The sequence below is a fragment of the Wolbachia endosymbiont of Drosophila barbarae genome (assembly GCF_044752445.1).
Classification (GTDB): domain Bacteria; phylum Pseudomonadota; class Alphaproteobacteria; order Rickettsiales; family Anaplasmataceae; genus Wolbachia; species Wolbachia pipientis.
On record NZ_JBIXJM010000001.1, the window covers coordinates 1 to 15,385 of the forward strand.

At 33.6% G+C, this 15,385-nt stretch carries 13 protein-coding genes; 2 read left to right on the forward strand and 11 right to left on the reverse strand.

The annotated features are described in order from the left end of the window. Positions 1-258: 258 nt before the first annotated feature. The 7 genes from ffh to rseP all read right to left on the reverse strand — a co-directional run bounded on the left by ffh (position 259) and on the right by rseP (position 10,820). Complete coding sequence (gene ffh / locus ACIPNH_RS00005) at positions 259-1,602, reverse strand: signal recognition particle protein (protein ID WP_151808007.1); 1,344 nt, start codon at positions 1,600-1,602, stop codon at positions 259-261. Then, positions 1,587-3,146 carry a proton-conducting transporter transmembrane domain-containing protein gene (locus ACIPNH_RS00010; RefSeq protein ID WP_264723959.1) on the reverse strand — a complete coding sequence of 520 codons (1,560 nt, stop codon included), beginning with the start codon at positions 3,144-3,146 and terminating at the stop codon, positions 1,587-1,589. The genes ffh and ACIPNH_RS00010 overlap by 16 nt, the downstream gene beginning before the upstream one ends. 303 nt (positions 3,147-3,449) lie before the next feature. Continuing rightward, positions 3,450-6,323, reverse strand: a complete 2,874-nt coding sequence (locus ACIPNH_RS00015) for an FAD-dependent oxidoreductase (protein WP_400770733.1) — start codon at positions 6,321-6,323, stop codon at positions 3,450-3,452. A 45-nt stretch (positions 6,324-6,368) separates the two neighbouring features. Next, positions 6,369-6,800, reverse strand: a complete 432-nt coding sequence (gene fabZ / locus ACIPNH_RS00020) for a 3-hydroxyacyl-ACP dehydratase FabZ (RefSeq protein WP_065094742.1) — start codon at positions 6,798-6,800, stop codon at positions 6,369-6,371. Positions 6,801-6,804: 4 nt separating this feature from the next. After that, complete coding sequence (locus ACIPNH_RS00025; protein ID WP_400770737.1) at positions 6,805-7,356, reverse strand: OmpH family outer membrane protein; 552 nt, start codon at positions 7,354-7,356, stop codon at positions 6,805-6,807. Then, positions 7,357-9,693: an outer membrane protein assembly factor BamA gene (bamA, locus tag ACIPNH_RS00030; protein ID WP_400770740.1), complete on the reverse strand. Its 2,337-nt coding sequence runs from the start codon at positions 9,691-9,693 to the stop codon at positions 7,357-7,359. It lies immediately after the preceding gene. Between the two features lie 8 nt (positions 9,694-9,701). Next, positions 9,702-10,820, reverse strand: coding sequence for an RIP metalloprotease RseP (gene rseP / locus ACIPNH_RS00035; protein ID WP_341814453.1), 1,119 nt, complete (start codon positions 10,818-10,820; stop codon positions 9,702-9,704). Between the two features lie 99 nt (positions 10,821-10,919). On the opposite strand from rseP, the gene ACIPNH_RS00040 reads away from it, so the two are divergent. Further along, on the forward strand, positions 10,920-11,198 hold the full coding sequence (locus ACIPNH_RS00040; protein ID WP_006279484.1) for an FAD assembly factor SdhE: 279 nt from the start codon (positions 10,920-10,922) through the stop codon (positions 11,196-11,198). Here ACIPNH_RS00040 and ACIPNH_RS00045 read toward each other — a convergent pair. From ACIPNH_RS00045 to ACIPNH_RS00055, 3 genes are all read right to left on the reverse strand, one after another. Beyond that, complete coding sequence (locus ACIPNH_RS00045; RefSeq protein WP_010082086.1) at positions 11,173-11,499, reverse strand: cell division protein ZapA; 327 nt, start codon at positions 11,497-11,499, stop codon at positions 11,173-11,175. The genes ACIPNH_RS00040 and ACIPNH_RS00045 overlap by 26 nt on opposite strands. A gap of 72 nt (positions 11,500-11,571) precedes the next feature. Further along, the gene (locus tag ACIPNH_RS00050) at positions 11,572-11,850 is read right to left on the reverse strand and encodes an HU family DNA-binding protein (RefSeq protein WP_010963035.1); all 279 of its coding nucleotides are present in this window, start codon (positions 11,848-11,850) and stop codon (positions 11,572-11,574) included. Between the two features lie 29 nt (positions 11,851-11,879). Then, positions 11,880-13,532: a 30S ribosomal protein S1 gene (locus ACIPNH_RS00055; protein WP_400770745.1), complete on the reverse strand. Its 1,653-nt coding sequence runs from the start codon at positions 13,530-13,532 to the stop codon at positions 11,880-11,882. A gap of 139 nt (positions 13,533-13,671) precedes the next feature. On the opposite strand from ACIPNH_RS00055, the gene trmB reads away from it, so the two are divergent. Beyond that, complete coding sequence (trmB, locus tag ACIPNH_RS00060) at positions 13,672-14,337, forward strand: tRNA (guanosine(46)-N7)-methyltransferase TrmB (RefSeq protein ID WP_012673367.1); 666 nt, start codon at positions 13,672-13,674, stop codon at positions 14,335-14,337. A gap of 458 nt (positions 14,338-14,795) precedes the next feature. Here the strand turns inward: trmB and ACIPNH_RS00065 are convergent. After that, the coding region (locus tag ACIPNH_RS00065; protein ID WP_400770749.1) for a heme exporter protein CcmB at positions 14,796-15,385 on the reverse strand (590 nt) is incomplete at its 5' end.

The window sequence follows — 15,385 nt, forward strand, 5'->3', positions numbered from 1 at the left end:
GAGATACCGCGAATGAATCGCGGTATGACGTGTTGAAACAATCCGATAAGGTAAGCCTCGTCATCCCGCTACGTGTTAGCGGGATCTAGAGATACCGCGGCGGTATGACGTGTTGCTTGAGTCAGCTATAGTATTTCTTAAAATTAATAATAAATTTCTTGGCTAGCAAGAAGCTGTAAATTTTTTTGCGAGACCTAAGCCGCTTTTGATATAGCTAAAGGTTTACTGATGATTTGTCTCATTCCACTACCTGCTGACTTACTTTCTGCTTAGCATATCCATCAAATCAGATTCTTTGAGTTTACTATGGTCAACTTTACTGAACTTATTTACCATAGAGCTCATTTGATTATACTGCTTAATTAGAAGATTAATGTCAGTTACAGTTGTTCCGGACCCCTTAGAAATTCTAAGTCTTCTTTTGCCATTTAAAATATCTGGATTTTGCCTTTCTTTTTCAGTCATTGAGTTTATGATGGCTATATATTTTTTCACTTTATTGTCATCTGGCACACTGCTACTTAGCTTTTTTGTAAATGAACTAGGAATGAATTTCATTATGTTGCTAATGCCATCCATTTTACTCAGAGTTTTTAACATTCCCACTAGGTCGTTTAGGTCGAATTTACCTTTTTTCACTTTCTTTTGTAACTTATCAATTTCTTCCTGACCAACAATCTCAGCAGCTTTTTCAACCAATGAGACAACATCACCCATGCTAAGTATTCTTTTTGCAATTCTATCTGGATAAAAATCATCGAGGTCACTTAATTTTTCACCACAAGCAATAAATTTAATTGGACAATCGGCGATCATTTTCATAGAAAGAGCAGCACCACCACGTGCATCACCATCAACACGGGTAAGAATAATGCCGGTTACACCTATTACCTCATTGAATGATTTGGCAATGTTGACCGCATCCTGGCCTATCATTGCGTCGGCTACTAAAATAACTTCTGCAGGTGAAGCTATTTCCTTTACGGCTTTCAACTCATTCATCATATTATTGTCAATATGAAGCCTGCCTGCAGTGTCTAGTATTAATACATCATAATTATCGTTCTTTGCTGCTGCCAGTGCCCTTTTTGTAATTGTAATGGGCTTCTCATCTATTACTACAGGTAAAGTTTGCACATCTATTTGTTTACCTAGCACTTCAAGTTGTTTCTGGGCAGCAGGCCTATAAATGTCTAAAGAGGCAAGCATCACTTTTTTCTTTTGCTTTTTTAGTTTTAAAGCAAGCTTTCCTGAGGTAGTTGTTTTACCTGCACCTTGTAAGCCCACCATCATAATCACAGCAGGGGGTTTAACTGCTAGATTTAAGTCACTTTTCTCTGATCCGAGAACTGCAACTAAATTATCCTGTACAATTTTAATTATCATTTGTGCTGGAGAAACACTTTTTATGACTTTTTCCCCAATCACTTTATCTTTAATGTCGTTGATGAATTTTTTTGCAACTTCAAGTGAAACGTCAGCTTCAATTAAGGCTATGCGTATTTCACGCATGGCAAGATTAAAATCATCTTCAGAAATGATTGACTTTCCTCTCAGTTTACTAAATACAGAATTTAAACTTTCAGTTAACGATTTAAACATAATAGCATTAGTAGAATACTCATTAAAAAGAGAGAAGAAGCTGAAACAAAACTCACTGAGTTATAACCCAGCACTTCTTTAAGTTTAGTAATATTATTAAAGTATAAACCAGTAAGTGGATTAGTCAAGTTTTGCACTACGCTGGCAAACATTTCTCTAGTTTTAGAGACTAACTGATTGAACAACAAGACAATATAGGATATGAAAGTTCTAAAAATCCAATCAACATCCATTTTAAAATTTACTCTCGGGTAAAATAACTTGCGTAAAGGAATAAACAATAAAGTGGTACATAGTAACAAATTAAATTGCGACAAAATATTTTTTGTGTTGTACACAAAATCGAAAATCGAAGGTTTATTGTAAATAGGTAAGTAAGGATTGCCAGCGATTACGCATATAAATGCTAAAATAATCATAGTCATTTTGCCTCCTCTCTCTGCTAAAGGTTTTGACTTACTTTTTGCAATAAATAAGTAATAAAGAAACTTTAGCCCCACGCTTAAATAAAGCAGCAAATTTAGAAGCTTATATAAATTTTTATACCCTTTTAAGGCAACAGTGTTCATTTCAATTTCAGCTGTGATATATGATTTACTGATAAATCCAACGGTTCCAGGAAATGCAGCCATTGTAAGTATTGCGATTATAGCACACATGCCTTCCACTGACATCAGTTTACCCACTCCATTAAAACTAATTGTTTTTGTTTGTGAAATAATCGAATTACTGACCACAAACAATAATGATTGATAAACAAGAGAGAAGATTATATGCAGTATCAAAATTGGTATTGCTTTTTCCGAAGGACTGAGCAAACTTCCTGCAATAATCAGCAAGCCCATTTGTCCTACAACGTTATAGCATAAAAATCTACGAATATTTTGCTCAAGAGAAGCAAATATAATGCTGTAAATTGCAGTGATGGCGCCTACAAGCGCTAACATTTCAGTACAATCTTGCCATAGGTTATAAGTGTGTAAAAGCATCACTAAAAAAGAGACTTTAGTGGTAAATAAAGAGAGATATGTGGTGCCATGTAGCGATGCAGCAGGATATGCATCAACAACCCAAAATGAAAAAGGAAAACAAGCGCAGTTTATCAATAAACCCAAAATTATCAGGTTAGTGCTTTGAAGTGCCAATCCTGCTATTAATATAACTCCAACGAAAAAGTGTACACAAGCGTACCTTATTGCAGGTCCACTATCTCTACAGCTAGCTGCGATAATAAAAAATGCACTGATGGTCATTAATTCACAGAATATTATAACCAATATCATATGTTCAGATAAAACTGCATAAAGTGAACTAATAGTGTAAGCAGCAAAAGATAGCATCTCTGAAAAAGTCAAATTTTGTGCTGGTAGAACAGCTAAAAATGCAACTGATAAAAAAGATATTAGTATGGTACGAAAAGATAAATCAAAATCTAGAATTGGGAGAGACCAATTTACTGCAATGCTCAAATTTTCAGGTAATTTTAGGACTATAACTATTAATACAGTCAGTAGAAGTAACAGTGACGATTTATAAAGTTGCACAATAATTAAAACCAATATGGTTTATGCTATCTCAATATATGAATAAAATCAATTTGCATATTAACCACTAATTAAACTAATTATCATATAATTATATCAGAGTTTAGAGGGTTATAGAGAAACCGGTCAGATTAGGTTTTTAATCTAATCTGACCGATAGCTTTAATAGTGAGGTAAGCTTTAATATAGCACTCCTAATTCATAACGCTACACTCGTGCATAATTTATTTTTAATTTGTGCACGAGCGTTAGTAAATTATTTACTTTTTGAAATAAAATTTGGCATCACTTTAATATTGAGACTTAGTAAACCTCAGTAGGTCTGCCAGTTGGGCCCATAAGAATTATTTGCTCGCCTTCTCTTAAGTGTCTGCATAAATTAGTGGAGCCGCCGATTTCCAGCACAATAGTGGAAATAATTCCTTTTTTTTTGTCTACTTCAGTGCCAGTCACAGCTATACCTTCCATAGCAAGGTTAGTTTTTCTGCTATTGGTTTCAAAATTTTGCAACCTAAAAAATTGTCCAGGTTTAAAATTCTTTGCCGCAAGAGGTGCTTTAATCACTATTTCTATCACTTTATCTGTTAAATATTGAACTTTTATGACTTTTGCAGCGAATTGCTCTTTGATTCTATTGAAGAATTCTTTGTTAGCCAGATCTTCAATGCTTGACCACGCATTTTTTTTCTGGCCCACAACATCACACACTGGAATGACAGAAACGAAGCTATTAACTCTATTCAAAAGCTGGGAAATAATAGGGTAGCCGTTCTTAGCACTTGCCATAGCTTTCACGACGCTACCGCTATACGAAGGGTGAAGATCACCAAAAAAGCTGATTGTTTTATTGCCTTGCTTATACACTAATATTCTATCTTTATTTTGCATTTTTGGAGAAAATATTGGATCTATTTCTTTTCCCAATGAATTCAATTGAGTAAAATACCCATTACTTAATTTAAAATGCTTTTCATCTTCTGTTGCAATAACCGTATTTGGCTCAGTACCTGCTGCTATAAAAATAGAACGTGCTTTTATACGTTTGATTTCGCCGGATTTTGTGTCTATCAGTTTTATTGACTCAGCATGGTTATATTTATCCGTCACAACTTCAACTGGCTCTAAGTTTTCAATAAAGTAAATTCCTTCTGACAGTGCATTTTGCACCTCTTCGCTATTTAATCGATAACTCGGTGAATCTTTTAGCTCTTTTCTATATATAACTTTCACTCCCCCGAGGCTCTGCATCAACTCTAATATTTTTATTTCTCTACTCTCTTTTTTTGCTAATTCTTGCTCTGCTTGGATCAACTTTGCATGCGATATGAGCCCATTCGCAATTTCGTGCTCTTCTTCTGTCCAATCTTTTTCAACACAGTCCTTTCCATACTTATCAACTAATATCTCATAACGAAGAAGAAATTTTTTTACTTGAATTGGATAATACGCTAAAGCTTCAGTGGCAGTGTCAATCGCAGTAAGCCCCGCACCTATGACAACTATCGGCATGCGAACTTGCAGATTTGCTATAGAATCGAATTTAAGAGCGCCAGTCAGTTGTAACGACATCAGAAAATCAGATGCCATGCGTACTCCACGAGCTAGTATGTTTTTTATTTTGATCATTCGTGGCTTACCAGAGCCAAGTGCTAGGGCGATGTGATCAAAACCCAAGTTGAAAGCATCATCAACATTAATCGTGCCACCAAAACGAATGCCTCCATAAAGTGCGAAATTCTCACGTCTTTCCAGCAGTAATCTAATAATCTTTAAGTAATTCTTATCCCACCGAGAAGTAATGCCATATTCTGCCACCCCACCAAACCCATCTGCCGTGCGTTCACTCAATTTTTCGTGTTTGAAATCTTTAATTAGCTGGAAATTATCGATCAAAGGTTCAATCTTTAGTCCATCAATGGCGATAACGTTATGCCCATCATTCAACAAATGATGAGCTAAATTAAAACCAGCAGGACCAAGGCCTACAACTAGAACGTTTTTTCTGGTGTTTTCTCTTGGCAATGAACGCTGAAAATTTAAAGGATTCCAACGGCTGAGCAGAGAATATATTTCAAATCCGTACGGTAAACTGAGCACATCATCCAGAATCCTTGTTTCAATTGCTGGCACATTTACGGGTTCTTGTTTTTGATATATGCACGAATTCATGCAGTCATTGCATATTCTGTGTCCAGTAGCCGCGCATAATGGGTTATCTATCATCACAATTGCAAGACTTGCTATGCTGTACCCTTCGCTTTTCACCAGATTCATTTCTGATATTTTCTGCTCTAGTGGGCAGCCGTGCAGTTCAACTCTAAGTGGAGACTTTTTGAAAGTATTGTCATCATTAATTAGCCCCTTTGAGCAGCTATCCTTACTTTGCTTATGACAAAATATGCAGTAATGAGCATTATCCAATGCTTTATCTAAACTAGCCTTTTCACTTGTTAGGTCAAAACCGTATCGTCTTTTTACTTCATTTGAATACAGCACTTCAACTTTGTCTACTTCTTTTTTAGAAAATGGTATGAGGTTTTCGTGGTCAATTTTTTTATGTATGCTAAATAATATGCTCTGTTTATTTTTTACTCTCCACACTGCATATTGTGCTGCAAGTTCTATTTCTTCTTTGTGATTTTCTTTATCTTCAAACCAATGCATCACCTGCTCAGCAAAATTTTTTTCTGTTGTTGGCAAAGTGAGAAAATGACTTAGGTTGTTAGTAATATCTATATTCGCCACATTAGTGTATTTCTTCAATGCATAGCGTTGGACAAATAATCTTTTGCACTTATATATTACAGCAAAGTCATTGTGCTTTTTCTTTAGCTTCTCTATTTCTTTTTCAACATTGAAAAGTTTTGCAATAAATTCATCAAGTAAATATGAGAGGTCTACTATTAACTGACTATCTGTCATCCAAGTAGCTGACCGTCCTTCTTGTTTTCTAGATCCCAGTGTCAAGCACTGGGATGACGGGGGGTGACACTGGGATGATGGGAGGTGACACTGGGATGACATCGAAGAAGAAGCTGCTTTTTCTCTTGCTTCAATTAATGAACAAAACAAGCTCTCATCACATGATTTGATATAATTCAAAAATGTCTCATCTAATTTTATTAATCCATTGCGAGTATATAGATTAGAAAATGAGATGTTGAAATTCAGCTTCATTGCTATACTATACAGTGTACATGCTGTTTCTTACAGATGAAGATTTTATTTATTTTGCAATACTGCTGAGATTGTTGCTTCTGCAACTTTTTCTTCGCTAACAGATGCAATACACCTAAATTTGTGTACACCTAAACACACACTTTGAATGTTAGCTTGAAGAATCAATGTGTCCCCTGGAGTAACTAGCTTTCTGAATTTTGCATTTTCAATGGATCTCAAGTAAACAACTTTATTTTCTATTGTTTCTTTACCTAGAACACATATAGCAGATGCCTGAGCTAGAGATTCAATTATCAAGACTCCTGGCATTATTGGATGACCAGGGAAGTGGCCAATAAAAAATGGCTCATTGAAAGTCACATTTTTGATTGCTTTTATACTTTTACCAGGATCACACTCTATAACTCTATCTACTAAGAGAAACGGATAAGAATGTGGTAATATTTTTATAATATCACTGATATTAAATTGCATAAGCCTACTCAATGACTTTCAAAGCAAATTCAGGTATTTTCTTGTTTATATTGTTTAATACCACATCTGATAAATCAACTTCATCCATGGAGTATAAAACTTGGTTCTTTTTTGAAATAAATAGTACCAAATCTATGTTGTTTTTTTCTGCCGTTTTTTTAGCGACTTCTTTTATCTTGTTAAAAACACTCTCTACTGCGTCTCTATAGCTTTCTTCTAAATGTAACATTTTTTTAGCGTAATTATCTCTAGTATTTACAGTGTGCTTATTAAACTGTTCTGTCTTTTCTTTTTTTGCTTCTTCTGACAAAAGTTCAAATTCTTCTTTTGATGGCTTAAGTTTTTCTAACTCACTTTCAAATTCTTGTTGTAATCTAGAATTCTGCTCCTTTATTTGTTGTTGTATATTTTGCAGAGCAAGAGATTCATTGATGACTTTGTCACTATCGATAATTGCAGCTTTTGTGTTCTGAGGTTGATATCCTACAAACTTATACCCCACAAATAAGGAAATAATTAAGGCAATAACTGATATAAATAACTGTATATATTTCATTCAAATCCCCGCTTCAATAGAAAATTTAACATTTGGTGATGGTATTATATCATAAGATTCCTTTACTAAAGGAAACCCGAAATCCAATCTAAGTCTACCAAAAGGAGAAAGCATTGAAAAGCCAAAACCTGGTGACACTCTCGCAAGCTTGCTATCGTAGTATTTCCCTTCATACTTCTTATTTTTATCATCTAAGCCAAAAAGTGTTGCATAGTCAACAAATAGTGAGCCTTTGATACCAGCATAGTCATATAGTTTTGGTAGAGGAAAATCCACTTGCTGTGTTAGATTAAAATAAGTTTTGCCTCCTAATGAGCTTTTATTTTTGTCTTCTGCTCTTGGTCCAATACCGGAAAGGTCAAATCCTCTAATCTCATTACCCCCTTTAAAAAAGTGCTGGCCAATGTTTAGATTTTCATCAGTATAAGAAAAAATATGACCTGCCGCCATCTTAAAGCGTAGCGTTATATCATCGTCAATTTTGCTTAATATAGGGTGCGTATAAAAAGATAAGAATTCAGATTTTAGGAAATTCACGTTTCCTCCCAATCCTGAAATATCCTGACTTAAGCGCAGTAAATACCCTTCTTTTGGAGCATATAGATTATCCAGTTTATTATATGCCAACGTGTATCCCACTGATGAAATCTGATGTTTACCTTTTCGGTCCAGTATTATTTCAGAGATATCGGTGTCTTGTCCACCCTTATTATCCATGTGTATATGATTATACTTATAAGAATAGCGAAGGGAATTAGTTAAGTTCTCTGTGACTTTATATGATAACTTTGTAAAAAATCCCATATCGCAACTATCAAAAGTAGTGTTTGGTTTATCTTGTTTTTCATAAAATACACCCATGCCTAGTGACGTATCAGAATCGTTAAAATTATTTTCAACAAACTCTAAATCAGTAGAAAATACGTATTGACTTTTTTCAAGAGCAAAAGAGAGCTCTTTTCCAGTACCAAATAAATTACGGTCTTTGAGGTCAATTTTAATCAATGCTCCACCAGGAAGAGACACACCTCCTCCCAAATACAACGAAGTAGTGTTTTTTTCTTTAACACTTAAGTCAAGATTTACTGCATTATCATTAACTGCATAACTATTTACTTTCACTGTTTCAAAAAAATCACTACTCATTAGTTTTTTACGTGACTTTTGAATCTCAGATATATTGTACGCATCACCTTCTGCTACACTTAGCTTACTTCTGATCACTTTATCTAAAGTGCGATCGTTACCATCAATTGTAATTTGATTTATATAAATCTTTTTACCCGGCAGCACTCTGTAGGTTACATCTACAACATTGTCACGTTGTGCATACTCTGGATTAACTTTTGCAAATATATATCCTTTCTCATTTAAATATTTGTTTATTTTTTCTACTGTATTATTAATTTTAACTCTATTAAATATCTTATCGTTTTCCTCTGTTATAAAATCCAATATTTCTTCTTTTAGGCTCAAATCCTGAATTTCAGTTTCAATATTAACCTCATTATTTCCAAATAAATACTGCTGTCCTTCGTCAATCAAAAAAGTTAACTCTGTTTGATTGTTATTATCAACCTCAACAATTGGTTGAATATTATTTTGAATATATCCTTTAGATGAATAAAAATGATCGAGCAATTCTGTGTTAATCAATAGATATTGCGGTGAATAATGATTTCCGCCTTTAAAAATAGCTCTAAATAACTTACTAAATATGTCATTACTATGTCTTTTGATAACTTGCTCTAGCTCATTTTCAGAAAAGTTTTTATTGCCTATAAATCTTATATCCTTAATTTTAGAGGTTTTGCCTTCTTTTATTTTAAAAATTAGATTGACCCTATTGCCATCAAGCTTATTCAGGTCATATTCAATTTTAACACCAATCTTACCGTTATTTCTATAAGTAGTGACTAAATTCACTAAATCGTTTTGCAATTTTGTTTCAGTTAAAATAGTTAGCGACTTTGATTGAATCACATTACTTAGCAGCTCTTTGCTGTTAAATAACTTATTGCCTTTTAACACTACCTTGTTAATCAGTGGATTTTCTTGAATTTTTATTACTAAATTTTTTTTATCATCTATGTAAGCATTAACACTAGCAAATAACTTTGTTTTATATAGATCTTTTATAATTGAGTCTATATCATCGTCGTTTATATAATCACCAGATTTTAGTTTTATATAGAACCCTATTGTCTGGTTGCTTACCCTCTCATTACCAATACATTTGACATCTTTCACCTGCACTTTTTCCGCAGTTCCTAAAGCAACAAGCAGGGCAGGAAAAGAAATAAAAACCACTACCAGTATATAAAATAGCTTTTTCATATTTTATTTCAAAAAAGATCCCTAATATCATTTGACATTCCAGTTGCCATAAGCAAAAACAACACTAAAGCACCAAAAATAGCTGCATATTTTTGACATTTCAAGCTTAAATCCCTACGTATAACCGCTTCTATGATATAATGAAATAAATGCCCACCATCTAGCAGTGGTATTGGCAGCAAGTTAATTGCAGCTAAATTAGCTGAAATAATTGCCATGAAATACACAACCATAACGAACCCCTTTTTAGCTGATTGCCCTGAATACTTTGCGATTTTTATTGGCCCACCTATTTCATTGATACTCCTTTTACCAACAATAATGTGAAAGAGAGCTTTGATCGTTAAGCACATAGTGTGGTAAGTTTCACTTACTGATAAGCTCACAGCCCCAAGAAAAGACGACTGCTTTAATGTATTGACTGAAATAATCCCTATAGTTTCTCTTTCTATTGTGTTGCCAAAAACGTCTTTGTCCTTGATTATTAATGGAGTTAAACTGGTCCTGTGCTTCTCATTATTTCTGCTATACTCAATCTCCATTCTTATTTTAGGATTCGACATTATCACACGTGAAATATCTTCAAAGTATTTTATTTTATGCTCATTGATTTGTGTAATAGTGTCACCTGGCAACAAACCAGCTTGCTTAGCTGCACTACCTTCGATTACATTTTCAATCACCGGTGGAGTGCGATAATAACCTGCTATGCTAAAAAATATTGTAAAAGCTATAACAGCAAATACCATGTTTGCAAAAGGCCCTGCAAAAACTACTGCTGCTTTTTTATGACGCGGTTTTGTATGAAATGAATACAATTTTTCTTCTTCCGTTAATTCTTGTTGATCAGCTGGGACACTCGCTGCATTAGTATCTCCTAGCATTTTAACATAACCACCCAATGGAACAACGCTTAATTTCCATCTAGTTCCAGACTTATCGTTAAAACCAAAAATTTCAGGACCAAAACCTATGGAAAAAGATTCAACTTTAACTTTGCATGCTTTGGCAACAACATAATGCCCATATTCATGCACGAATACTATGACAGAAATTATTAAAGAAAATGATAAAAAATAATATATTCCATCGCTAAATTGATGGATAAGATTAGAAATTAATTCCACCTGTATATTTAGATCTTAACAAAATGTTAAGTATATTAAAATGCGCCTCGCTTGACAAGTATTTAGTTTAACTTTTAAATTAAAAAAAGTTTAATTGTAATGACAGATACCTCACTACTCAGAAGAAAATTAATATATAGAAGCTGGCATAGGGGTTGCAAAGAAACCGATATACTTTTAGGGCATTTCGCATTGAAATATCTTGATAAATTTTCCTTAAGCGAACTAATCGAATACGAAAAAATAGTTGATCTTGATGATTACGAATTATATTGTTACATAACTCGTAAGACAAACCTCCCTCCTGGCTTGAATAGTCAGATAGTCAATTTAATTGCTTGCTTTATTGAAGCTAATCCTTTATGCACTCAAGATTAGTGATAATCTTATTTACCTTATCTAGTACCTCAGTATATTCTATTCTTTTCTCGTTTCTATACTTTTCGCGCTCTTGATTTACTTCATCTAATCGCTTTGTTAATTCTAAAATTTTATCCTCAAGAATTAGTGCTGCAAGTAAGAAATTTAATGCATCCGAACCCTTACCTCCAGTTTTTTGAGATACAGAACTAACTAACTTGTCAAAACTATTAGCAAGGCGTAATAAATGATTCCCCTTCCCACTTTCGCAAGATATTTTATATGTGTTATTACGTATAACTATTTCTACTACTTGCATATGGTGCTAAAAATTTCTATCGTACAGTATAAACTCAAACCCCTACTTTCATCTTATTTATGGTATAAATTTTTATTCATTTATCAAATCAGATAATTTTTTACTGCTACGAAAATATGTTTTAAAGTATTGATTCTTTGTAAACTTCTGTAACATTAAATGGCTTGTTTCTTTCAAGTTATAACTTCTAACTGAAAAAGAACCAAACCCCCTAATTTCAACTCTATTATGATGTTTCAATGTGCTTGAAAGTATCCCAAAAAATCTATCAACTATAGCTGCTATAACAATCTTATCTAAAAAAGGATGTCTTTTTGCTACCCTCGCTATTATATCAGACTTTGTTGCCATTTATATGAAGCCAAAATAAGTAAACCTTATCACTTAGCAGATAATGCTATGTTATATTCTTCAACACCCAATACTTCAACTTCTATTTTTTCTGATATAGAGAATTTTTTATTCTCTGGTAAATGCTCTTGATCTATTAGAAGGGTTACATCGTTCTCAACTTCAACGACTAGTCGATTATCTTCTCTCTTACCTACAATAACCTGTATTTTATCACCTACCTTAACTTTCTTTATCAGTTCTTCAAGAGGATCATACTCTATTTGTTTTATTCCAAGATAAATTCTTGTCCGATTCACGTTAGCCCTTATTACTTTTGCTTCTATTTTATCACCTACATTATACTTCTTTATCTCATCTGAACCATTTTTAGACCAACTAAAATCTTTCACATATATTGTCCCTTCTACGTTCTCATCTATTTCAGAATCACCGAAAGCAACAGATACATATGAGCCGGTATTATTCTTCACTTCACCAGAAACAATAGAACCAGGAGGATATTTATTGATAAATACTTGCCAAGGGTTGTCTACACACCTTTTCATGCTTAAACTCATCCTACTCTTAGCAATGTCAATACTGAGAATTTTTACATATACTTCTTGTCCCCTTGTTACGAGACTACTAACTGGTAAATTACTCTTAACCCAAGTTATTTCTGACGAGTGCACTAAACCTTCAATTCCAGGTCTAAGCTCAACAAATAATCCATAATCTTCTATGCTTGTTACATAACCCTTATGCACACTATCAACTGGATATTTTGACTCTGCATCTTGCCAAGGGCTATCTTCTAGCTGCTTCACACCCAAGGAAATTTTAGCATTTTCCTTATCTATTTTTATAATTTTAACTTTTATAGTCTGACCACAAGTAAAAACTGCAGACGGATGACTTACCCTACTCCAAGAGATATCTGTAATATGTAACAATCCATCTATAACTCCCACTACATCTGATTCATGAATACCGACAAATACACCGTAATGAGTGATACTTTTTATTTTCCCTTCTATTATATCGCCTTCATTTAAAGATTCTAAAAATTTAATTTTTTCACCAGCGTGCAATTTTTCTAACACCAGCTTTCTTGATACTACAATATTGCCCTGCTTCTTATCCATTTTAAGCACGATGAACTTTTGTTCAGTTTCAATAAGGTGCTTCGCATCTTTTACTTGCTTCAAATCCACATGACTCAGCGGTAAAAAAGCGCTTATTCCGTCACCAAGATCAACAATAAAGCCACATTTAATTGAGCGTTTAATAACTCCGCTTACTTCAGCCCTTGTAACTGTATCTTCTTCCAACTTATTCCATTTTTCGTCCCTAATTGCTTTTTCACGACTAAGAACAACATTACCATGATAATCTTCAATTCTTTCCACATAAACTCTGATTTTCGAGCCAATAATGACCTCATCATTACAACCGAGTTCCTTGATCAGAATTCTCCCGTCAGATTTTAAACCAATATCAACCACAACGTCGTTAGGGTTTATTCTTGTAATTACACCTTCTACCACATCTCCTTCTTTAATTTTGTTAACAAAAGAATCTTCAAACAAGGTATTATCTTGATCTTCAAATTGGCCTTGACATATCTCTTCTATAAATTTGTTTGATGATAGCTTTCTGATAGTAACCGGTAGATTTACGACTGGATTATTATTATTCATACCTTTAACTTAAACTTTATTAGAACTCATATATTATATAATATTAACAATTATTGACAAGTAATTTTTCATTAACTCATTTCGAGAATTGTTTAAGCTATATAAAATATAGTGAGAAAATTATATATGTATCAAGAATATGCTATTTAAGAATAGCAAGTGGATTAGATCGTTCTCCAGAAGGTCCAGGCTAAAACCTGATGTTGATGAAATATTGGAAAAATATTCTATTCAAAACAGCAAGGAATCTATAGAGAAAATTGTAAATTCACAAAAAAGAATATGGGTAGAAATAGGCTTTGGCAACGGTGAAAATATGCTTTACCAGGTGCTCAATGAACCTGATCTATTATTTATAGGATGTGAGCCCTACTTAAAGGGGGTTTCTCGCTTGCTAACAAACATAGAAATACAGAACATAAAAAATATTTTAATGTGGACAGAAGATGCAAGAGAATTGATTGCAAATTTTCCTGATAACAGTGTTGAAAGATTCTTTATTCTCTTTCCAGATCCATGGCCAAAAAGAAGTCACAATAAAAGACGATTAATTAATACGGAATTTTTAAATTTATTAGCAAAAAAAATACTTATAACAGGGGAAATATTCATTGCAACCGATCATCAGGACTATGCAGAGTGGATAGCATCACATATAAAGCAGTGTAACTCTTTAATCTATAGGGAAGACGATTTCACAAGTTATACTCTTACAAAATACCACAGAAGAGCGCTCAAAGATCAGCGTAAAGTGAGGTTCTTTAAAGTAAGTGTTATTAATAATTTGCAGACTATGGATCAATAGAGTTTTTGCATATCTCTTTTACGTTAACTATAGATTAAAAATAATAAAAAAAGAGGGAGAAATAGAGTAAATTCCTTTAACTACTTCTCCTTATGAAGGAATAGACTTCTTGCATAACCCAAACTAAGTAGGAAAAAGGTATCATCCAAGTAGCCCCTTTCTCGTCATGCCGCCGCGGCGCTAACACGTAGCGGGATGATGAGGCTTATCGTCATGCCATCGCGAACCGTCATACTGTCACGGTATCTCTTAGCCGCTAACAAGTAGCGGGATGACGGTTGTCAGGTTAGCTGTTATCCCAGTTTTTGACACTGGGATGACAACGAAGGGCTACTTGGATGACAGGGAAGGATGCTGGAATGAAGGTTTTTCAAATTGTCGATAAACCTAAATCTATAATAACTATTTGCCTTTTTTCTAGGTTATGCAAGAAGTCTACTGAATAACAGTAAGATTTTTCAATCCTGTTCCACAGCAAATTTTAGTGCCATGTGAGTAGTTATGGTGCTGTTAACAATCAAAATAACAAAAACTAAGATGGTGATTAGTAGTGTATAAATATTCAAGGATAAATTTTCAAATTGAGTTAGCATTTTAAAATACACAAAGGTTGGCATTATCATTGGCAAAACAAGAATTTGCGATACTCCTGATGCTAAGTTGTTTCGACCAATCATCAATGCATTTCCAGTAGCTGAAATATTAATGATTATCAGCGTATTAAATAATAAAGACACTCCAACTGCTATTGAGTGTTCAATACTATTGCCTAGAATTGCAAAGCTGAATATGGAAGAAATTACTGAAATCGGTAACCCAAATAATAACCAGTGAGCGAAAATTTTATAAGCAACTATAAGCCTAGAAGAGAGTGGCTGTACAAAGATTTGCTCTAATATTCCATCATGATAATCAGATGTAAACAAATTATTTGTAGAAATCTGCAAAACAAATGTAGCACATATCCATGTTAATGTTAACATAACTTCTTGTTTATTGTTGTTTTTAAGTGTAAATGAAGATAAACTTAACATTATGATAAAAACAC